Source organism: Rhodococcus sp. YL-1 (assembly GCF_001942025.1).
Classification (GTDB): Bacteria; Actinomycetota; Actinomycetes; order Mycobacteriales; family Mycobacteriaceae; genus Rhodococcus_F; species Rhodococcus_F qingshengii.
Map to the genome: position 1 here is coordinate 4,911,479 of NZ_CP017299.1, position 19,736 is coordinate 4,931,214.

The following is a 19,736-nucleotide window of genomic DNA, read 5'->3' on the forward strand; positions in this document are numbered from 1 at the left end:
ATGAACAAGACGACTGCCGACCGTCCTCACGACGCACAAGACTTCACACCGACCCGGTCGTTGAGGATTGCCGCACAGGCGACGAGCGCATACCGTCGAATCTTTGCGTCAAGTCCTGCAGCGCAGATACTTTCGCGTCCCAACCCGGTCCGCTACAGCGGATTCGACATGACGCTGGACGTGAAGTCCGTCCGGTTCGAGTGCGCAGACGTCCTGAGTGTCACCTTGACCCCGAGGGAAGGAATCACCCTGCCGTCGTGGATTCCCGGCGCTCACCTAGACGTCATTCTCCCCTCGGGAAGGCAACGACAGTATTCGTTGTGCGGAGACCCCGACGACTTGACCTCGTATCGGATCGCCGTCCGGCGGATCGACGAAGGCGGGGGCGGCTCCCGCGAGATACACGAGTCGCTGAAACCCGGAATGGTTGTCGACGTACGAGGGCCGCGGAATGCATTTCCTTTTGTCACTGCTCCGTCGTACCTCTTTGTTGCGGGCGGAATCGGGATCACTCCGATACTTCCCATGGTGCAACGCTGTCACCGCCGCGGAGTCCCGTGGCGATTGGACTATCTCGGACGAACTCGGGCAGCTATGCCATTCCTGAACGAGATCGAGGAGTATTCCAGCGGCCGGGTAACCATCCGACCCGACGACGAGCTGGGTCCGACGGATATCGGAACACTCGTCGCTGCTGCGGATCCAGGTGCCGCGGTGTACACGTGCGGACCGGTTCCGCTGATGAACACGGTGCGTGCGGCAACTTTCGCCGCCAACCCGACCGGATCGGTGCACAGCGAGAGGTTCTCCCCACTCCCGGTAGTCGACGGCAAGGAGTTCACGGTGCATCTGGCGCGCACCGGTCTCACCGTCGATGTGGGCGAGTCCGAAAGCGCCTTGGCTGCAATACGACGCGTACTTCCCGGAGTAGCGTATTCATGCCAACAGGGCTTCTGCGGTACATGCAAGGTCCGGGTGCTCTCCGGGACCGTCGAGCATCGAGACACCCTCCTCACCGAATCCGAACGTACTGGTTCGATGTTGACCTGTCGATCACGTTCCACCGGTGGGTCTTTGGTGGTGGACCTGTGAAGGGAAAATTCTCTCTTTCTGCGGCCGACGCAGCCTTCATCCGCTCCGCTCCGCTGGTGATCACTCACCGGATCGAATCCGAAGCGACATGTGAAAGCTTGTGGCAGACGTTGACCTCGGACGGAGCGCTCACGTCGTGGGCGCACGGGATCACCGGAGCCGACTGGACCTCGGACAGACCATTCGGCGTCGGGACTACGCGAACCGTGCGAGCCGGCGCTTTTGCTGCACTGAACGAGCGATTCTTCCGCTGGGACGAGGGGCGCCGGATGTCGTTCTACGTGGAGTCGGCGTCACTTCCGGGGTTCAAACGCTTCGCTGAAGATCTGGTGTTGGAACCGACTTCGACTGGCAGCCGCCTCACCTGGACGTTCGCTGTGCAAGCGCAGCCGTGGTTCGCCCCCATTCTGACTCTGTCCCGACCGATCCTCCAACGCGTCACCCGCGGCTGGGCCGACGGCGCCGTCCACCACACACTTCAAGGAACTCCACGATGACGGCGACCGAGATCGACACGACCACACAGGCGTCCGACGACACGGTGACACAGGCAGTGCGCGACGCCCGTACTGCTTCCGAGTGGTGGGCAGAACTGACATTCGAGCAACGTGCTCGTCGACTGGATCGGTGGCGAGGAATCATCGCTCGTCGCGCATCCGAACTCGCCGACGTCGTGCACCGGGACATGGGCAAGCCGCACCCTGATGCGATGCTCGAAATCGCCATGGCACTAGAACATCTCGCGTGGGCGTCGAAGAATGCCCGAAAGGTATTGGGCAGGCGCAGCGTCCGCTCCAGTTTGTTGACGGTCAATCAGGCCGCCTCGGTGGAGTATCGACCTCTCTGGGTGATCGGTGTGATCGGTCCGTGGAACTATCCGGTCTTCACCCCACTCGGTTCGCTCTCGTTCTCGCTGGCTGCAGGCAACGCCGTGGTCTACAAGCCGAGTGAGTTCGCACCGGCAGTCGGGCAATGGTTGGGCCGCGCCTTCGCCGAGGTCGTCCCTGAACATCCTGTGCTGCAGGTCGTCACGGGCGATGGTTCGGTCGGCGCGGCACTGTGCCTGGCCGGTGTCGACAAGATCGGGTTCACCGGATCGACCGCGACGGGCAAGAAAGTCATGGCAGCGTGCGCCGAGACCCTCACACCGGTGTTGATGGAATGTGGTGGTAAGGACGCGCTCATCCTTGATGCCGACGGAAATGTCGGTGCCGCCGCGGATGCTGCGGTGTGGGGAGCATTGTCCAACTCCGGTCAAACCTGTCTGGGCGTCGAGCGTGTATACGTGCACGAACATGTCTACGGCGAGTTTATCGACAAGACAATCACTTTGGCTGCCCGAGTTCATGCGGGTCCGGGTGCCGAAGACAAGATCGGTCCGATCACCATGCCCTCGCAAGTGGCTGTAATCCGGCGCCACATCGACGACGCGATGTCGCGGGGTGGACGTGTCGTTCTCGGAGGGCTCGGCTCGATCTCCGGCCAGTACGTGCAACCGACCATCATGGTCGACGTCCCCGAAGACAGCCTCGCCGTCACGGAGGAAACTTTCGGCCCGACGATGACGATCACCAAGGTCGCCTCGATGGACGAGGCGGTGGAGTTGGTCAATGCGTCGCCATACGCATTGGGAGCAAGCGTGTTCGGCAAGGACGGAGCGGCTGTTGCCGATCGGCTCCGATCCGGAGGAGCGTCGGTGAACTCTTACGTGATGTATGCCGCGGTTCCCAACCTGCCACTGGGTGGGGTCGGAGCATCTGGTTTCGGACGCGTTCACGGCCCAGATGGTCTGAAGGAGTTCACCTACGCTCGTTCGACGACTCGGCAACGATTCCGTTCGCCCCTACCACTGACGACGTTTCGAAGGACCGCCCGAATCGACTGGCTGGTCAAGGTTCTCATCCGCGCACTACACGGAAGGCACTGAAGCAATGACGGGACGCTTGTCCGCAATTGCGGGAACAGTCCGCGATCTGGGCATTCCACTGCCCGGACGCCGACTCGACTACGACGTCGCCGGGAAGGTCGTACTGATCACCGGTGGAGGCGACGGTATCGGTGCAGCGCTGGCGCGCACTCTCCACCGGCGTGGGGCCACCGTGGCACTGGTCGACGTCAACGAGAGTTCATTGGCAACGGCCGAGCGCTCATTCGAGTCACAGCGAGTCGTGACGGTGACGGCCGATGTCCGAGATCGGGACGGCATGACCGCAGCCGTGCAAACGATCATCGAGCAGCTGGGCAGAATGGACGTCGTGGTGGCCAACGCCGGAATCACCCCTCCCCCGGCAACATTGCGCCAGATCGATCCCGACGCCTTCGATCGTGTGCTCGACGTCAATCTCACCGGCGTCTTCAACACCGTGCATCCGACCATCGACGAGGTGATCCGCAACAGTGGGCACATCGTCGTCGTGTCATCGGCGGCGTCGTTCGCCCCCGGTTTGGGCGGCGCTTCGTACATGATCAGCAAGGCTGGGGTCGAAGCGCTCGGCCGGGCGCTGCGTCTCGAGGTTGCCGGCTACGGCGCTACTGCCGGCATCGCGTACTTCGGGATGGTGGATACACAACTTGCACGCGCAACACTCGACGACGACGAGATCGGGCGCAAACTCGACGCTCGACTACCTGGTGCCCTCCGTCATCGAATCTCCCCGGACCGTGCCGCCACCGTGATCGCCGACGCGATCGCGCGCCGCGCCGCCCGGACCCTTGCCCCCGCTGCCTGGGAACCCTGGGCGTGGGGACGCGGATTCATCAATGTCCTTGCCGACGGTTACCTGGCAAAAGACAAACAGGCACACGACCTGATCCGCGAACTCGAAGTCAGAACCACCGCTGCGGCCCCGACGAATGCATCAGCCCTGCCAAAGGCATCCAGGAGAACATCATGACTACGTTGTGTGCAGCCTTCCAGCGAGTGTCGGCGGTGGCGCCCGACGCGGTGGCTTTGCGAGACATCGGCGATGCGCGAACACTGACGTGGCGCGCGTACGGCGAACAGGTTCGCGATGTTGCCGCGGGATTGGCCGGAATCGGCGTGGGACATGGCGATACGGTTGCATTGATGATGAGTAACCGCATCGAGTTCTACCCGATCGACGTCGGCGCCCAACACCTCGGCGCGACATCCTTCTCCATCTACAACACGTCGGCACCCGAAGCCATCCAGTACATCCTCGCCAATTCCGGTGCGCGAGTGCTCGTCTGCGAGGCCCAGTACGTGGATACCGTTCGCCGATCCGGTGCCACACTCGACACGATCGTGGTCGTCGACGCGCAACCGTCTGCCCAGCAGTCCGGCACCCTGACGCTGGAGCAGATGAAGTCCTCTGCTGCCGCCGATTTCGATTTCGAGAGCACCTGGCGTGCGGTGAAACCGAACGACGTCGCCACGTTGATCTACACCTCAGGCACGACCGGCAACCCCAAGGGCGTCGAGACGACTCATGCCTGTCTGTTGTTCGAAACCACCGCCGTCAGTGCTGTACTCCCCGTCGAGTTCGGTGACCGCATCACCTCGTACATGCCGTCGGCGCACATCGCCGATCGGCTCACCTGCCTGTACATGCAAATGGTGTTCGGCACCCAGATCACTGTCGTGCCGGATCCGAGCCAGGTAGCGGCTGCGCTTCCGGACTGTCGCCCCACGATCTGGGGCAGCGTCCCCCGTGTGTGGGAAAGCTGAAGGTTGCAGTCGAATCGGCCGTCGCCAACGAACCGGACGACGCGCGGCGAGCGGCATTGCAGTGGGCACTCGACGTCGGTCGCACTCGGCTCGCACACTTGCGAGCCGGTGAAACAGTCCCCGCCGAACTGGAAGCGGACTACGCCCGAGCCGATGCAATGGTCCTCTCCGCTCTGCGTGCGAAACTCGGTTTTGCCGAACTGAAGTGGGCCATCTCTGGCGCCGCACCGATTCCGCCGGACACCTTGGCATTCTTTGCAGCCCTGGGAGTTCCGATCTCGGAGATCTGGGGAATGTCCGAGCTGACATGCATTGCGAGCACCGCACCGGCCGAGCCGACCAAGCTGGGAACGGTCGGAAAGTTGCTTCCAGGCATGGAAATGCGCATCGAGGCGGACGGTGAGCTACTGGTTCGAGGACCGTTGGTCATGAAGGGGTACCGCGGCGAACCGGCAAAAACGGCCGAAGCGATCAGTGCAGACGGTTGGCTTTCGACCGGAGACATCGTCACGGCCGACGCAGACGGATACCTCACGGTGATCGATCGCAAGAAGGAGCTGATCATCAATGCGTCGGGAAAGAACATGTCCCCCGCTGCCATCGAGACCGCAGTGAAGACGTCGTCGTCGTTGATCGGTGAGGTCGTGGCAGTCGGAGACGGCCGAAAGTTCAACACAGCGTTGATCACTCTCAGCGCCGACGCCGCGGTCGGAGCGGCACGCTCACTGGGACTTGCGGCCGAGGCCGCGGTACTCGCCAAGGACGCTCGGATCGTCGACATCGTTGCAACTGCTGTCGCCGAGGGAAACTCGCGTCTGTCGAGGGCCGAGCAGATCAAGCGGTTTCACGTACTCACCACGTTCTGGGAGCCAGGCGGCGACGAGCTGACACCGACGATGAAGCTCAGGCGCAAGCCGATAGCCGAGAAGTACGCGTCCGAAATTGCAGCCCTCTATGCGGATTCGGTCGTAGAGGACGTCTACGAGCCTGCGCCCTGCGCATAGATCAGCGTCTCGGTGGCCTTGACCACAAACGTAGCGGCCGATCCCGGAACCAGATCGAGCTCGGCCGCTGCGCTCGCCGTGATGTCGGCAGACAAGCCCGGCTGGCCGGCTTCGTCCTCGGCTCGGACTCGGACGACATCGCCTCGGTTTTCGATCTCCGCGATCGTGACCGCAAACGCGTTTCGTGGGCTCCCGTGAGGCGGATCCAGGTAGACCGACACTGCTCGCGGCTCGAAGACTGCCACGGCGGCACTGCCGGCCGGTAGGTCGGTCTCCGTCTGGCCCGCGATATCCACCCCGACCGGACTTCTGAGCATTCCGTCTCCGGCCATCGTGCCGCTGCGCAAGTTGATCCCTGCGATGCGTGCTGCAAATGCACTACGCGGGCGAGTCAGAACTGTTCGTACGTCACCACGTTCGACGACCCGGCCGCCGTCCAGCACGACAACGGTGTCGGCAAGGGCCAGCGCATCCAGAGCGTCGTGCGTGACGAGCACGGCCGTGCGATCTCCTGTTCGGAGCACTCTACGCAGCAACGACCGCAATGCCGGGGCGGAGGCGACGTCGAGCGCAGACATCGGTTCGTCGAGCAGGAGTAGTTCGGGTTCGGCAGCCAATGCCCTCGCCACTGCGACTCGTTGCGCTTGACCGCCGGAGAGCTGTGACGGCTTGCGGTCAGCCAATTCGGCGGCGTCGACTGCGTCGAGCCAGTGGCGCGCGGAATCGGCGGAATCGCGACGCGACCGCCCTGCACTGCGCGGCGCGAACGCCACGTTCGCGGCCGCACTGAGGTGGGGAAAGAGAAGTGCCTCTTGCGCGAGTAGAGCAGTGCCGCGCCGATGCGGCGCCAACGCGACTCCCCTACCGGTATCGGTGAGAACGCGGGAATTCAGTTCGATCAACCCACGCCGCGGGTGATGTAGTCCGGCAACCGCCGCCAGTACCGTCGACTTGCCTGCGCCGTTCGGTCCGAGGACAGCGGTCACCTCACCGGCCGCGACGTCGAACGTCGCAACGACGTCGCGCTCCGGAATCTCGATGTCGACGTGGAGGCCACTCACAACGAACCCGCCGATCCTCGTCCACGCACCGCAACCACGATGACCACCGCGACTACGACCAACACCAGCGAAAGCGCTACCGCTGCATCCGGATCGGTCTCACGCTGGAGATAGATTTCCAACGGCAGGGTACGCGTGACCCCTTGCAGACTTCCCGCGAACGTCAGCGTTGCACCGAACTCCCCCAGTGCGCGAGCGAAAGCCAGCACTGCCCCTGACACCAGACCGGGAAGCACCAGCGGCAAAGTCACCCGGCGAAGCACGGTGGTCGGGCGGGCTCCGAGCGTCGAGGCTACGGCCTCGTATCGTGTGCCCGCAGTGCGTAGCGCACCTTCGAGGCTGACGACGAGGAACGGTAGCGCGACAAACGTCTGCGCCAGGACCACCGCGGTTGTCGAGAATGCTATCTGGATGCCGAGCACTTCCAACTGCTCACCGATCAACCCTTTGCGCCCGAACGTGTACAGCAACGCGATACCGCCCACCACGGGCGGCAGAACCAGCGGGAGCAGAATCAAGGATCGAAGAACGGACAGTCCCCGAAAATGACTGCGCGCCAACACCGCGGCCATCGGTACGCCGAACAGGATGCACAGCAGCGTGCTCATCGCTGCTGTCTTCAAACTCAGTTTCAACGCGGCAACCGACGATTCGGAAGTCACGAGTTCCCAGAACTGCGACCACTGCACGGTGGCCAGCATCGCGGCCAAGGGAGCGATGACAAACGCCCCGCCGATCAGCGCGGGAAGGTAAATCCATACCGGCAACCCGAGCGGAGCCCGGACCGCCGGTCTTAGGTGTGTCACGGGGCAGCGAATCCCGCGTCACTCAGAACTGCCAGGCCCTTGGGCCCCTTCACGAGATCGACGAACTTCGTTGCCGTTTCCGAATTCTTCGAATCCTTCAGCACCGCAATCTGGTACAGGTTGACCACCGTGGTGGCTTCCGGGAACGCGACGGTCTGAACCTTGTCACCAGCGGACTTCGCGTCGGTGACGTAAACGATGCCGGCATCGGCCTGCCCGGACGTCACCTTGTTGAGAACGTCGGTCACCGACGATTCTTCGCTGACGGGCGAGAGGGTCTCGCCTGTGGCCGTCTCGACCTTCTTCGTAGCCGCGCCACAAGGGACCTGCGGAGCGCAGATCACCAGTTGCGTCCCCTCCTTTGCCAGATCGGCGAACGACGCGATGCCCTTCGGATTGCCCGGCGGCACAACAATCGTCAAGGTGTTGCTCGCGAAGTCCGAGGGCGACCCCGCGACGACGCCGGCGTCGGTGGCCTTGGTCATGTTGGCGGCGTCAGCCGAGGCGAACACGTCAGCCGGTGCGCCCTGAGTGATCTGAGCGACGAGGTCCGAGGACCCGGCAAAGCTGAATGTGACCGATGAACCGGGGTTCTCGGACTCGAATTCCTTGCCGAGTTCGGTGAAGCTGTTCTTGAGTGACGCCGCTGCGAAGACGGTGATGCTTCCCGTGGCACTATCACTGGAAGTGGTTGTGGTCGGAGCGGCCGACGACGTCTCCGACGAAGAATTGTCGGAGGAACTACAACCGGTCACCAGGGCAAGCGAAAAGGCACCTGCTGCAACAAGTCCGACTACACGCTTCACGAATTTCCTCCAGTATGTTCAAAAACTACGGCGTTTCCACGATGACCGTGGTGGCCTTCACGATTGCGACTCCGATACTCCCGACCTCGAGTCCGAGCTCCCGAACCGCGTCGGTACTCATCAACGAGACGACAGTGAACGGCCCACACTGCATTTCGACCTGAGCCATCACCTTGTCGGTGACGACCTTGGTGACGAGGCCGGCGAACCGGTTGCGGGCCGAACTCGCACCCGTGAGCGGATCGGCCGGTGCGGGTCCGGCGTTGGACCGGGCGAAGCCCGCCAACTCGGCACCGTCGATGACCTTGCGGCCGGAGTCGTCCGTCGTCGCGGTGAGAAGCCCACCGTCGACCCACCGCCGGACGGTGTCGTCACTGACACCGAGCAGGCCGGCAGCTTCGCGGATTCGAATGTTGGGCACCAGGTGATCGTAGGTCGCAAGTGCGGACCTAACAAGCCGAAATGCTCCGCAGATGCGTGAACTAGTCAATCATGATCACGTATCTGCGGAGCATTGTCGATAGTTGCCGTAGACGAATCAGCGCATCATTCTTCTGCCCAGGGCACACGGCAGGAGTCGGTGCTGAACCCCTGCTCGGTAATCCCCAACGCCGAATACATCCGGGCGCGCATGTTTTCGAGCCCGATCTGATAGGTCAGTTCCACGACGCCCGCTCGCCCGAACCTGCGCTCGAGATCCGCGACCTGTTCGTCCGTCACCCCGTTCTCCCCATGGGGGTCACCGGTCATGGCGTCGGCGTAGGCGATCGCGGCCCGCTCGTCTTCGCTGTACTTCGATGAATCCCGGTAGTTCGCGATCTCTTTCAACTTGTCGATGTCCAAACCGTCCAAGCGCGAGAGCATCGTCCCGAAGTCGACACACCACGAGCAGCCGACAGTCCAGGCGACGCGATAGACGGCCAGTTCACGAATGTTCGACGGCAGCACCTTCGACGCCTTCTGCACAGCCATTTCGTGGCGGGCAGCCGCTACGAACAATTTCCGATGGTTGGCCAGGACGGCAAAGGGCTCGGGGACTTCGTCGTACTGCCTGGCGGCGAATTTGTATGCCACTTTGATCAACGGACTGGCTTCTGACGGTGTCACTGCGGGAATGCGAGTCATGGCAAGCCTCCGTATGTTCTGGGGCACCGGATTCGATGCTCTCTACAGAGTTGGACGATGGCGGCGATTCAAACGTGACAAGCACCGCGTCCGAGCGGATGTGAGGATGCGGTGTCAGCCGACTAAGCTGCAAAGATGCCTTCGACGCCCCGCAACCGCACCGTCTCGCGTCTGCAGCCGTTCGCATCCACGATCTTCGCCGAGATGACAGCGTTGGCCACACTTCACGACGCGGTCAACCTCGGTCAGGGCTTTCCGGATACCGACGGTCCTGCGGCCATGCTCGAGGTAGCGCGCCGAGCCATCGCCGAGGGCGTCAATCAATACCCGCCCGGTCCGGGCATGCCCGTCTTGCGTCAGGCCATCGCGGAGGATCGGCGCATCCGCTACGGACTCGACAGTGATCCCGACTCCGAAGTTCTGGTCACCGTCGGCGCCACCGAGGCGATCAGTGCTGCGATTCTCGGACTGGTCGAACCCGGCGAAGAAGTAGTGCTGATCGAGCCGTACTACGACTCCTACGCTGCATCCGTCGCGTTGGCAGGCGCTGTACGTCGCACAGTTCCGTTGGTAACCGCGGGAGACGGATTTGCGGTCGATCTCGATGCATTGCGCGGCGCGATCACCGCCAAGACGAAGATGCTGATCGTCAACAGTCCTCACAACCCCACCGGCACCGTATTCACCGATCACGAACTTCGAGCGATCGCCGAACTCGCGTGCGAACGCGACCTGATCGTGTTGAGCGACGAGGTCTACGAGCACTTGGTCTTCGACGGCCTCACCCACACACCGATGGCGTCGCTCCCGGGCATGCGTGAGCGCACCGTCACGGTGTCCAGTGCCGCAAAGACTTTCAATGTCACCGGCTGGAAAACCGGCTGGGCGATCGGCCCGCGCGAACTCATCGACGGAGTCCGTGCCGCCAAGCAGTTCATGTCATTTGTTGCCGGTGCACCGTTCCAACCGGCCGTTGCCTACGCGCTCACCAACGAACAGCCGTGGGTCGTCGAACTTCGACAGAGCTTGCAAGGCAAACGCGACGTGCTCGGTAAAGCTCTGACCGAGGCCGGTTTCACGCTGCATTCCGGTGGCGGCACGTACTTCCTCCTTGCCGACATCAGACCGTTGGGCGAAACCGATGCGGGAGATTTCTGCCGCGCACTGCCCGAGCGGATCGGCGTCGCGGCCGTTCCGGTCGACGTGTTCGCGGACAACCGCGACGATTGGAAGCACCTGGTGCGCTTCGCCTTCTGCAAGCAGGACCACATTCTGTCCGAAGCTGCACGCCGTCTCCACCTGCTCCAAGGAGCAGCGCACCCATGACAGCGCGGACCATCCCGACCGCATTCGTCCACCGCTATCTCGCGTTCTCGCCGGACAACGACGTCGACTTGTCGGGTGCACTGCGCGCTGCCGGGATCGACCTCGAGACACTGTCCGACCCGCGCGCCCGGCTGACCCCGACTCAGGTCACCACGTTCATCCAATCCACCTGGCAGATCACCGACGACGAATTGTTCGGCCTCGGATCCGCCCCGGTCCCCCGTGGCACTTTCCGATTGATCTGCCTGACGTTGATCCATTGCCCTGATCTCGGATCGGCCTTCGCTCGAATGTCCGACGTGATCCGTGCGCTACCGGCTCTGGCCCCACTGTCGATCGAGAAGGGCGAGGAAAGCACTCGGGTGAGTTTCGCTGTCCGAGCTCGCGAAGGCGTCGCCGAACCTGATGTCGCAGAACGTGTCACAACCGATTTCGTCCTGATCTTGCTGCACCGATTTTCCGCATGGTTGATCGGAAAGCGCGTCCGACTTCGGGCGGTCGAGTTTCCGTACTCGGCACCGGATGCACGGTTGGCGCAGGACTACGACTACATCTTCGGAGCGCCGGTCACCTTCGGCGCGAAGCGCGCGGCACTGGAGTTCGACAACTCGGCCATGCGTGCACCGATCATCCAAACCGAGGAGACGTTGGAGGAGTACCTCCGAGAATCTCCGATTCAGCTCATGTCCGAACGTGATTACGACAGCACTGCGTCGGCGCAGGTACGACGGGTCCTGGAACTCGGGGTGAAGGGGCGAACCTCCACGGCCGAGGAGATCGCGGAGATGCTCTCGATCAGCGTTCCCCATCTGCGTCGACTGCTGCGGCGTGACGGAACATCACTCAATCAACTGCGCGAGGAAGTGCTCCGCGACGTAGCCATCGCTGGTTTGCGGCGCGGAGAATCCGTCGAAGTACTCTCGGCGCGATTGGGGTTCTCCGAGCCCAGCGCCTTCCGTCGCGCCTTCAAACGATGGACCGGCGACACTCCGAGTTCGTACCGCTAGCTGACGCAGAACTCGTTTCCTTCGGGATCGGTCATCGTGATCCACACGCTCGGCCCCTGCGCTCCTCGGTGCAGGATCGTCGCCCCCACCGTCTCGAGGTGCGCTGCGACATCCTCGCGCTTGTCGCCCACTCGTATGTCGAAATGGAGCCGGTTCTTCACCGTCTTCGATTCCGGAACCAGTTGGAACAGAACGCGGGGACGTTCGGGATGCTCCGGATCGCTGATGGCCGCACCTTCGCGCCAGACGAGGACTCCCTCGAATGTCGTGGTGTCGGATTCCTTGGCGTGACCAGCGGCGACGAGGCCCCTGATGAAGTCTTCGTCGCTGGGCTCCGCTGCCCACCCGAGTGCTGCGGCCCACCACTTCGCCTGTTCGTGCGGATGTGCCGAATCTACTGTGACTTGAAATTCGTATCCCATGTTCCGACGTTAACGCCGACCACCGACACCTAGTGAAGGTTCAGCCGAGCCCGGGCATCAGTCGACACTCTTGATGGTCTTCATGGTGATCAGCGATGTCACCCGCGAGACAGCCGGAAGCCCGCTGAGCTTGGTGACCATGAAGTTCTCGTACGTCGCGAGATCTTTCACCGCGACGCGAATGAAGTAGTCGGGAATTCCGAACAATCTCCGACATTCGATCACTTCGTCGAAGGCGGCGACCTGGGATTCGAAGTCCTCGATGGTGGCCTGGTCGTTGACTCCGATCTCGGCGGTGACGATCACCTGAAATCCTCGACCGAGCGCTTCCTGACTGACGATCGCCCGGTACCCGGTGATGATTCCGTCGGCTTCGAGCTTTTTCACGCGGCGCAGGCAAGGGGACGGTGTCAGACCCACCAGATCCGCCAACTCGGTATTGGTCAAACTCGAGTCCTGGCGTAGGTGAAACAAAATTGCGTCATCCATGGCATCCATCGCACTATTATTGCGCACTGTTCAATATGTGGGCATTCTGAGCAATCGATCACCTCGATCTTTGTTATAGATTTGCGTCGTGATCGAACCAGCATCGTCGACGGCCGCACCGGCCGTCGAACTCCCACCGCGAACCCCGGCGTGGCGGCACGCCTTCCAGCTGTCGCTACCGGTTGGATTCGGCCTGCTCCCACTCGGGATCGCACTTGGTGTTCTTGTGGTCCAACAAGGGCTCAGCCCTTGGTGGGCAGTCGCTTTCACCTCGCTGATCTACGCAGGATCGCTGGAGTTTCTCGCGGTCGGAATGGTCGCGGCCATGACACCGCTGCCGTACGTCGCTCTGACCGCACTGCTGGTCAACTTTCGACATGTGTTCTACGCCTTGAGTTTTCCGCTGGAAAAGATTCGCAACCCCTTCGCCCGCTTCTACAGCATGTTCGCGCTGACCGACGAGGCCTATGCGATGTCGGTAACTGCCGATCCCAAGGCACTCACCGGACGCGTCATCGTCTACTCCCAGCTGTACCTGCACGGCTACTGGATCGGTGGCGCGATCCTGGGCGCGACGGCAGGACAGTGGATTCCGGACTCGATCGTCGGCCTCGACTTCGCCCTGACGGCGTTGTTCGTCGTCCTCTCGATCGAAGCGATTCGCGCACAAAACGGATTCGCGGTGCCGGTCGCCGCGGTCACCTGCGCTCTGGTCGCCCGGCTCGCAGCGCCGGACCACATGCTGCCAATTGCGATGGGCGCCTTCGTGCTCTTCCTGATCGGGCGCTTTGTCTACGACTCACGAAAGGCGAAGATCGATGCCTGACACCTCGTACATCTTTGCGGCGGTCGCAGTCATGGCCGTGGTCACCTTCGCGCTGCGCGCAATCCCCTTCGCCGCGCTCATGCCGCTGCGCTCCTCCGCCCTGGTCGGCTACCTCGGCATCTACATGCCGGCAGGCGTCATGTTGATTCTCGTCATGTATTCACTCAAAGGGGTGTCGATCACCGCCCCTTCTCATGGCCTACCCGAACTGATTGCAGTGTGCGCCACGATCGCCGCGCACCTCTGGCGAAAGAATGCCGTCCTGAGCATCGTCGTCGGAACGACGATCTACGTCGCGCTGGTCAATACCGTGTTCGCCTGAGCATTTCCCATCCGGGAGCAAAGCAGTTTTACCCCCGGATGGGTGATTTGTAACCTCCAGGCGCTTATCTGAACAGTTGAACACTTATACGATTTCAGTAGCGTGGCCGCCGGCCGCGAATTAAGGATCGGTGAGGTTCGATGTCCACGACAATGACCACGACGGGCACTCGAATCGCCGGTGCTTGGCACAGTCTGGATCGAGGCCAGCGTCGAAGCATCATCGGGATGACCGTCACCGTCGTAGCGCTCAACGTCGTCGGGTGGGCAGTTCTTCTCGGCCTGGTTGTCCCCGGCCACTACACGATCGAAGGCAGTGTCTTCGGCGTCGGACTCGGCGTAACGGCGTACACGCTCGGCATGCGCCATGCTTTCGACGCCGATCACATCGCCGCTATCGACAACACCACTCGGAAGTTGGTAGCGGACGGCAAGAAACCGATGTCCGTCGGGTTCTGGTTTTCGCTCGGACACTCGACCATCGTCTTCGTACTCGTCGCCCTCTTGGCTTTGGGTGTGCGGCAACTGGCCACCAGCCTTTCCGACGACAACTCCGATCTGGAGAAGTGGACCGGCTTGTTCGGCACCACCATTTCCGGCACGTTCCTGATTTTGATCGGAATCTTGAACCTTGTCTCTCTCATCGGGATTCATCGGGTGTACACGAAGTACAAGGCCGGAACCTTCGACGAGGAACAACTCGAGAAGGAACTCGACAGCCGTGGCGCCCTGAACAAGATTCTGGGCCCGGTGATGAAGATGGTTCGCAAGCCCTGGCACATGTACCCGGTCGGCCTACTGTTCGGATTGGGATTCGACACCGTCACCGAAGTCGGGCTGTTGGTGATCGCCGGCGGCGCGGCGGCGACAGGGCTCCCGTGGTATTCGATCCTCGTTCTGCCGATCCTCTTCTGCGCCGGGATGTCGCTTTTCGACTCGATCGACGGATCGTTCATGAACTTCGCCTACGGTTGGGCATTTGCTCAGCCGGTCCGAAAGATCTACTACAACATGGTGATCACCGGACTCTCGGTGGCAGTGGCACTGCTGATCGGGTCCCAGGAAATCATCTCGATTTTCACCGACAAACTCGACATTCACGACGGGTTTCTCGGCGCCATCGGGAACTTGGATCTCGGCGCGATGGGCTTCATCATCGTCGGACTCTTTGTCGCCACCTGGCTGATTGCTCTACTCGTGTGGCGGTACGGCCGCATCGAAGAACGGTGGCAGGCTCAGTCCGGTGCAGCAGTAGCACGACGAGCGACAGCAGACGAAGCGATGTGAGTTCGACTCGGTCTACGCAGAATCATGGGCCACCCGAAAGCGAATAGCTGATGTACGTCTCGCCCCATTTCAGGTACGCGCTCGACGTCGCCTGGCCGCGGATCTGGTCGTTCTGCCACTGGTAGACAGCGCGCCACGGAAATACGGAACTCACTTGTTCCAAGGTGTACTGCTCACGATGGCCCTGCGCGAATCGCTGTTCGAGATCTTCACGAGTGCGCGGCGGGAAATTGCTGATCAGGTAGGTCCGGCCGAGAGACTCGATGCGCCCTGGCGGCGCAAAGACATCAGCGCTGCGATAAGTGAAGGCCGCATACAGGTAGGCCGCCACCACAATCGTTGCCAGCGCTACCGCGCCGATCTTGAATGCACGTCGAAGCAGGGTCGGCATGGCTCACAGTACAATCCAATTCTCCTGTCGAGCACATTCAGTGCGTTTCCCACATTTATCGAAAGACGCATCCCGCGGAGTTGGCGAGATGCAATAGTGGAGTTCGAACGGGGTCAGCCCCGGCTAGGAGAAAACGGTGCGGATACGTCATGCGGTAGTGGGTGTGGCAATCACGGGACTTGTTCTTGCAGTGGCAGGCTGCGGTGGCGGCGACGGCGAAGCTGCCGAAGGACCAGGCATCGCCGTGGCGGCGGAAACCAAGCAAGTTCCCGACCGGGTGACCGTGCATCGACCTGGCCTCATCGACACCAGCATTTCCCCGTTCGACGTGCCTGCATGGCCAGGGCCGCACCCCTCCGAATTCCTCGAGCCCAACCCGCCGGCGGGCGAGAGCGGTGAGATCGCCGGCGACCAAGCTGCGGCAACGTACGCGGCCTCGCTCGACAACCCCGATGCACTATGGAATGTCGGTGGAACGGTGGAGTGGCTGGTTGTCGATCCGCTTCGGTGAGTGTCTCCACCAGGACGCGCACATCAGCTTGTCCTGAACCTTTCCTGGGTTCTGGCGATGCCAATCAGGTTCGGCAGTTGTGAGCGGGCACTGAAAACGCATCTCAATCCCACGCCCTTGGCCAGTCGAGACGATGGCGGATCGATATTGCGGGCACCACGCCTGGGTATCGTCCGTGCGAGGGTTTCCCAAGGGGCAGCAGTTCTCATCGCACAACAGTTCTCATCGCACATCAGTTCTCATCGCACAGCCTTACAGACAAAGCCTCCCGCCCTTGCGTCTGGTCTCTATGAGCCGACGCGCTGCGAGAGGTCGACGAGGCGATTCGAGAAACCCCACTCGTTGTCGTACCAGGCGAAGACCTTGACTTGTTCGCCGACGACCTGTGTGAGGGGAGCATCGAAGATTGCCGAGTGGGGATTGCCGACTATGTCGGCAGAGACAAGTGGCGCCTCCGAATAGGCAAGGTAAGACGAGAGTTCGGGAGTCTGCGATGCGACGCGAAACGCTTCGTTGATCTCCACGACAGTTGCCGGTCGTGAGAGATGGGCAGTGAGGTCGGTGATCGAACCGACTGGCACGGGGACGCGCAGCGAGAGTCCGGTCAATTTTCCGTCCAGCTCTGGGATGATCCGCCCGATGGTGGCGGCGGCGCCGGAGGAAGTCGGGATCGTAGACAATGCCGCGGCGCGAGCGCGCCGGAGATCGCTGTGAGGAGCATCGTGGAGGCGCTGGTCGCTGGTGTAGGCGTGGATCGTCGTCATCAGTCCGGACTCGATGCCGAACGCCTCGTGCAGCACCTTAACCATCGGTGCGAGGCAGTTGGTCGTGCAGGATCCGTTCGAGAATACGTCCTCCGACATGTCGAGGACGTCGTCGTTTACTCCGAGTACAACTGCAGGGACATCACTGTCGGCGGGAGCCGAAATGATCACCTTTCGCGCTCCCGCTGTCAGGTGTTGGCGAGCGTTGACCGAGTCCGTGAATCTGCCGGTCGACTCTATGACGACATCGACGCGTTCGGCTCTCCAGGGGATGAGGGACGGCTCGCGCTCAGAGGTGACGCGAATGCGCTTTCCTGCAACGAGAATCGCGTTCCCGTCGACCTCGACGCCGTCCAGATGACCGGACACCGAGTCCCACTCCAGGAGCGAAGCGAGGGTTGCGGCGTCGGCGATGTCGTTGATCGCGACGATCTCGACATCTGCATCGCTGCTTAGCGCAGCCCGCAGGTAGCTGCGACCGATACGGCCGAAGCCGTTGATTCCGATACGAACGGACATTGATTTCTCTTTCTCGAGTTGGTCAGTGATCGGTGCAGAGAGCGGACTGGGCGGCGTCGAGCAGGGAAATGGCTCCACGAACCGCCGCGTCCATCGGGCCCTGTTCACCCTGCGCGCGGGCAAGTACATAGCCGCCCTGCAGGACGGCTGCCAGCGTTCGCGCGAGATCCGCCGGGACGATGCTCGTCGGAAGTTCTCCTGCAGCAATCGCGGCAGTGATCGCCCGCTCCCAATGGTTCAGCATGGTGTCGAAGGCATTCGCAACAACTGCGATCAGTTCTGCATCCGTGACCACTTCCGGGTCCTGGGTCATCCGACCCACCCGGCACCCCCGAGTACCCGGCCGCGGCAATGAGAGGTAGCGCTTCATCTGTTCGAGGGGCGAGCCTTCTCCACCCAACGGAGATGACTCGCCCGTCATTTCTCGGGTAACTGCAGACAGCGCCTCTACCGCGAGTTCGTGCTTTCCACTGAAATGGTGATACATGCTGCCCTGGCCAACCCCGGCACGTGTCATCACGTCGCGTGGGCTCGTCGCTGCATAGCCGCGCTCCCACAACAGCTCTGCCATCGCACCCGTCAGCTGGTCCTTTGAGTTCACCAATCGACTGTAACAACTAGTATGTACAACCTCAACGTAGGTTCGACCAACAGGCCGGCCGGGCGATTGTGCGGTGATCGACCAGAGCATCGTTGCCGTTCTGGACGTGGCATCTGCAAGACTCCTGAAATGAAGCACGTCGGGCGCGAGGCAGCGGCACTGCTCAACGGGGCCGGGATCGAACTCAGCGAGGGTCTGACCGACGCAGAGTTCGATTCCGTCCACGAACGCTTTGGATTTCACTTCAACCCAGACCACCGCAGCCTTCTTGCCACTGCGTTACCACTTGGCGACCGTTGGCCGAACTGGCGTAGCGCCGACGACCTCGAGTTGGGTACTTGGCTAGATAAAGTCACCGAAGGTTTCATTTGGGATGCACTGCATCAACAACCACCGTTCTGGCCGGCATCGTGGGGCAGAATGCCCGCCTCACCCGAGGACGTCACCACAATCGTGCGTCAACAGATCGGAGCGTGGCCGCGCCTTGTCCCGATCTTCGCTCACCGCTTCACGCCCGCCGCACCCTCCCCCTCGGGATCGCCGGTGATCTCCGTGTGGCAGACCGACATCGTCTACTACGGGGCAAACCTCCTCGAATATCTCGCCAATGAGTTCCCCCTCGGACAGGGCCGAAAGACACTCTCTCCCATTAGCGTCCGCGTACCGTTCTGGTCCCGATTCATCGAGGCGGCCAACCGCGCGGAATCGATCTGACCGGCCAAAGGTCCTGTTCTGCCTGCCAAGAGTTTCGCAGACGAATTTCGCGGGTATTGATCACTTGCGGCGGCGATTTCCAGAGCGAGGGGTCAGCCGCGCAAGGTCTGCCCCCGGCTGTCACTCGCCGGGCGGCGGGCCGCCAAAACCAGCGGGCCGCCAGAAACTATCTGTGCCAGGCGATGATTTCGATGCAAACGACACGACTCGACACCATCCTGATTCTGATCGTCGGGACGGCAATTGGACTGAGCGTCTGGCTGGCTACGCAGGAACCATTCGCGTCGATCGGACTCGGAATCGCAACGGTAGTGATCTGCTGGATCTCTTGCTCGATGATCCACGGCTTCCCACACCGATCGACGAAGGACATGCGTCCGCGCGAGAACCAGGATCGCGAGTCACCGAAACGGCGCTGACGCCGCGTAGGGATGAGGCCAACCGTGGAGGCCCGGACACAGCGAAGTGAGTGGTTCACCTACCGCAGGTGAACCACTCACTTCGGTCAGAGGATCACACCTCGTCAGGTCGCCAGGTCGCGACGGCCCAGATCACAGCGACGTCGAGGGCGATGATCACGATCGACCACAGCGGGTAGTACGGCATCCACAGGAAATTCGCCACGATCGAAAGTGCCGCGATGACGAATGCCATCCCGCGGGCCCACGCCATGCCGACGAACAATCCCAGCGACACCGCGATGCCGATGATTCCGAGCACGATGTGGATCCAACCCCATGTCGTGACATCGAATTCGAAGGTGTAATTGACTCCGACGATCAGCAGATCGTTGTCCGCGAGAGCCGCGATGCCCTGCAGCAACGCGACGATTCCCGCGACGAAGAGCAGGCATGCTGCCGCCACCGTGGTCCCGATGGCAAAGCCTTGTCGGACAGGGTGGTTCGCATGAGATTGGTGCGGAGCAGTCATGACATCCCCTTCTTCGGCGAAATAGCGTGAGAACAGTATTCAAACG

23 protein-coding genes and 1 pseudogene are annotated in these 19,736 nt (G+C 61.9%); 13 read left to right on the plus strand and 11 right to left on the minus strand.

The features are described 5' to 3' along the window. The 5 genes and pseudogenes from BH682_RS22685 (at position 1) to fadD11 (ending at position 5,784) form a co-directional block, all read left to right on the plus strand. On the plus strand, positions 1-1,092 hold the full coding sequence (locus BH682_RS22685) for a PDR/VanB family oxidoreductase (RefSeq protein ID WP_007733536.1): 1,092 nt from the start codon (positions 1-3) through the stop codon (positions 1,090-1,092). Continuing rightward, a complete protein-coding gene (locus tag BH682_RS22690) occupies positions 1,089-1,589 on the plus strand; it encodes an SRPBCC family protein (protein WP_007733538.1) in 501 nt (166 codons plus the stop codon). Before BH682_RS22685 ends, BH682_RS22690 begins: the two co-directional genes overlap by 4 nt. Continuing rightward, a complete protein-coding gene (locus BH682_RS22695; RefSeq protein WP_075834188.1) occupies positions 1,586-3,019 on the plus strand; it encodes an aldehyde dehydrogenase family protein in 1,434 nt (477 codons plus the stop codon). Before BH682_RS22690 ends, BH682_RS22695 begins: the two co-directional genes overlap by 4 nt. A gap of 4 nt (positions 3,020-3,023) precedes the next feature. After that, positions 3,024-3,986 carry an SDR family oxidoreductase gene (locus BH682_RS22700; protein ID WP_075834190.1) on the plus strand — a complete coding sequence of 321 codons (963 nt, stop codon included), beginning with the start codon at positions 3,024-3,026 and terminating at the stop codon, positions 3,984-3,986. After that, a pseudogene (gene fadD11 / locus BH682_RS22705) lies at positions 3,983-5,784 on the plus strand (fatty acid--CoA ligase FadD11). The gene BH682_RS22700 and the pseudogene fadD11 overlap by 4 nt, the downstream one beginning before the upstream one ends. On the opposite strand, the gene BH682_RS22710 reads toward fadD11, so the two are convergent. From BH682_RS22710 to BH682_RS22730, 5 genes are all read right to left on the minus strand, one after another. After that, positions 5,760-6,845: a sulfate/molybdate ABC transporter ATP-binding protein gene (locus tag BH682_RS22710; protein WP_007733546.1), complete on the minus strand. Its 1,086-nt coding sequence runs from the start codon at positions 6,843-6,845 to the stop codon at positions 5,760-5,762. The pseudogene fadD11 and the gene BH682_RS22710 overlap by 25 nt on opposite strands. Beyond that, entirely contained in the window at positions 6,842-7,651 is an 810-nt protein-coding gene (locus BH682_RS22715; protein WP_020970514.1) for an ABC transporter permease, read from the minus strand. Before BH682_RS22715 ends, BH682_RS22710 begins: the two co-directional genes overlap by 4 nt. Beyond that, positions 7,648-8,457, minus strand: coding sequence for a molybdate ABC transporter substrate-binding protein (gene modA / locus BH682_RS22720; RefSeq protein ID WP_019744970.1), 810 nt, complete (start codon positions 8,455-8,457; stop codon positions 7,648-7,650). The genes BH682_RS22715 and modA overlap by 4 nt, the downstream gene beginning before the upstream one ends. 25 nt (positions 8,458-8,482) lie before the next feature. Then, the gene (locus tag BH682_RS22725; protein ID WP_003940157.1) at positions 8,483-8,878 is read right to left on the minus strand and encodes a TOBE domain-containing protein; all 396 of its coding nucleotides are present in this window, start codon (positions 8,876-8,878) and stop codon (positions 8,483-8,485) included. Between the two features lie 125 nt (positions 8,879-9,003). Then, complete coding sequence (locus BH682_RS22730; protein ID WP_007733549.1) at positions 9,004-9,582, minus strand: carboxymuconolactone decarboxylase family protein; 579 nt, start codon at positions 9,580-9,582, stop codon at positions 9,004-9,006. A 135-nt stretch (positions 9,583-9,717) separates the two neighbouring features. Between BH682_RS22730 and BH682_RS22735 the strand changes: the two genes are divergently transcribed. Both BH682_RS22735 and BH682_RS22740 read left to right on the plus strand, forming a co-directional pair. Beyond that, positions 9,718-10,908, plus strand: coding sequence for a pyridoxal phosphate-dependent aminotransferase (locus tag BH682_RS22735; protein WP_075834193.1), 1,191 nt, complete (start codon positions 9,718-9,720; stop codon positions 10,906-10,908). Beyond that, the gene (locus BH682_RS22740; RefSeq protein WP_003940556.1) at positions 10,905-11,915 is read left to right on the plus strand and encodes an AraC family transcriptional regulator; all 1,011 of its coding nucleotides are present in this window, start codon (positions 10,905-10,907) and stop codon (positions 11,913-11,915) included. The genes BH682_RS22735 and BH682_RS22740 overlap by 4 nt, the downstream gene beginning before the upstream one ends. Here BH682_RS22740 and BH682_RS22745 read toward each other — a convergent pair. After that, positions 11,912-12,337 (minus strand): VOC family protein, encoded by a 426-nt coding sequence (locus BH682_RS22745; protein WP_003940409.1) that lies wholly within the window; start codon positions 12,335-12,337, stop codon positions 11,912-11,914. The two genes, BH682_RS22740 and BH682_RS22745, sit on opposite strands and share 4 nt — an antisense overlap. Positions 12,338-12,394: 57 nt before the next feature. Continuing rightward, positions 12,395-12,835, minus strand: a complete 441-nt coding sequence (locus BH682_RS22750) for an Lrp/AsnC family transcriptional regulator (protein ID WP_020970517.1) — start codon at positions 12,833-12,835, stop codon at positions 12,395-12,397. Positions 12,836-12,914: 79 nt separating this feature from the next. On the opposite strand from BH682_RS22750, the gene BH682_RS22755 reads away from it, so the two are divergent. The 3 genes from BH682_RS22755 to BH682_RS22765 all read left to right on the plus strand — a co-directional run bounded on the left by BH682_RS22755 (position 12,915) and on the right by BH682_RS22765 (position 15,260). Continuing rightward, positions 12,915-13,652 carry an AzlC family ABC transporter permease gene (locus BH682_RS22755; protein WP_003940360.1) on the plus strand — a complete coding sequence of 246 codons (738 nt, stop codon included), beginning with the start codon at positions 12,915-12,917 and terminating at the stop codon, positions 13,650-13,652. Then, a complete protein-coding gene (locus BH682_RS22760) occupies positions 13,645-13,974 on the plus strand; it encodes a branched-chain amino acid transporter permease (protein ID WP_003940007.1) in 330 nt (109 codons plus the stop codon). Before BH682_RS22755 ends, BH682_RS22760 begins: the two co-directional genes overlap by 8 nt. Positions 13,975-14,114: 140 nt before the next feature. Next, positions 14,115-15,260: a HoxN/HupN/NixA family nickel/cobalt transporter gene (locus BH682_RS22765; protein ID WP_007733551.1), complete on the plus strand. Its 1,146-nt coding sequence runs from the start codon at positions 14,115-14,117 to the stop codon at positions 15,258-15,260. Positions 15,261-15,282: 22 nt separating this feature from the next. On the opposite strand, the gene BH682_RS22770 is transcribed toward BH682_RS22765, so the two are convergent. Next, positions 15,283-15,651 carry a hypothetical protein gene (locus tag BH682_RS22770; protein ID WP_075834195.1) on the minus strand — a complete coding sequence of 123 codons (369 nt, stop codon included), beginning with the start codon at positions 15,649-15,651 and terminating at the stop codon, positions 15,283-15,285. Between the two features lie 136 nt (positions 15,652-15,787). Here BH682_RS22770 and BH682_RS22775 point away from each other — a divergent pair, with 136 nt between their 5' ends. Next, positions 15,788-16,162: a hypothetical protein gene (locus BH682_RS22775; RefSeq protein ID WP_075834197.1), complete on the plus strand. Its 375-nt coding sequence runs from the start codon at positions 15,788-15,790 to the stop codon at positions 16,160-16,162. 287 nt (positions 16,163-16,449) lie between these two features. Here the strand turns inward: BH682_RS22775 and gap are convergent, their stop codons facing one another. Both gap and BH682_RS22785 read right to left on the minus strand, forming a co-directional pair. Next, a complete protein-coding gene (gap, locus tag BH682_RS22780; RefSeq protein WP_075834199.1) occupies positions 16,450-17,445 on the minus strand; it encodes a type I glyceraldehyde-3-phosphate dehydrogenase in 996 nt (331 codons plus the stop codon). 22 nt (positions 17,446-17,467) lie between these two features. Then, the gene (locus BH682_RS22785; RefSeq protein ID WP_054188886.1) at positions 17,468-18,046 is read right to left on the minus strand and encodes a TetR/AcrR family transcriptional regulator; all 579 of its coding nucleotides are present in this window, start codon (positions 18,044-18,046) and stop codon (positions 17,468-17,470) included. Between the two features lie 129 nt (positions 18,047-18,175). Between BH682_RS22785 and BH682_RS22790 the strand changes: the two genes are divergently transcribed. Continuing rightward, positions 18,176-18,760, plus strand: coding sequence for a hypothetical protein (locus BH682_RS22790; protein ID WP_075835433.1), 585 nt, complete (start codon positions 18,176-18,178; stop codon positions 18,758-18,760). Between the two features lie 191 nt (positions 18,761-18,951). Further along, positions 18,952-19,179 carry a hypothetical protein gene (locus BH682_RS22795; RefSeq protein ID WP_020970523.1) on the plus strand — a complete coding sequence of 76 codons (228 nt, stop codon included), beginning with the start codon at positions 18,952-18,954 and terminating at the stop codon, positions 19,177-19,179. Positions 19,180-19,273: 94 nt separating this feature from the next. On the opposite strand, the gene BH682_RS22800 is transcribed toward BH682_RS22795, so the two are convergent. Then, positions 19,274-19,690, minus strand: coding sequence for a DUF7144 family membrane protein (locus BH682_RS22800; protein WP_007733561.1), 417 nt, complete (start codon positions 19,688-19,690; stop codon positions 19,274-19,276). Positions 19,691-19,736 lie beyond the last annotated feature (46 nt).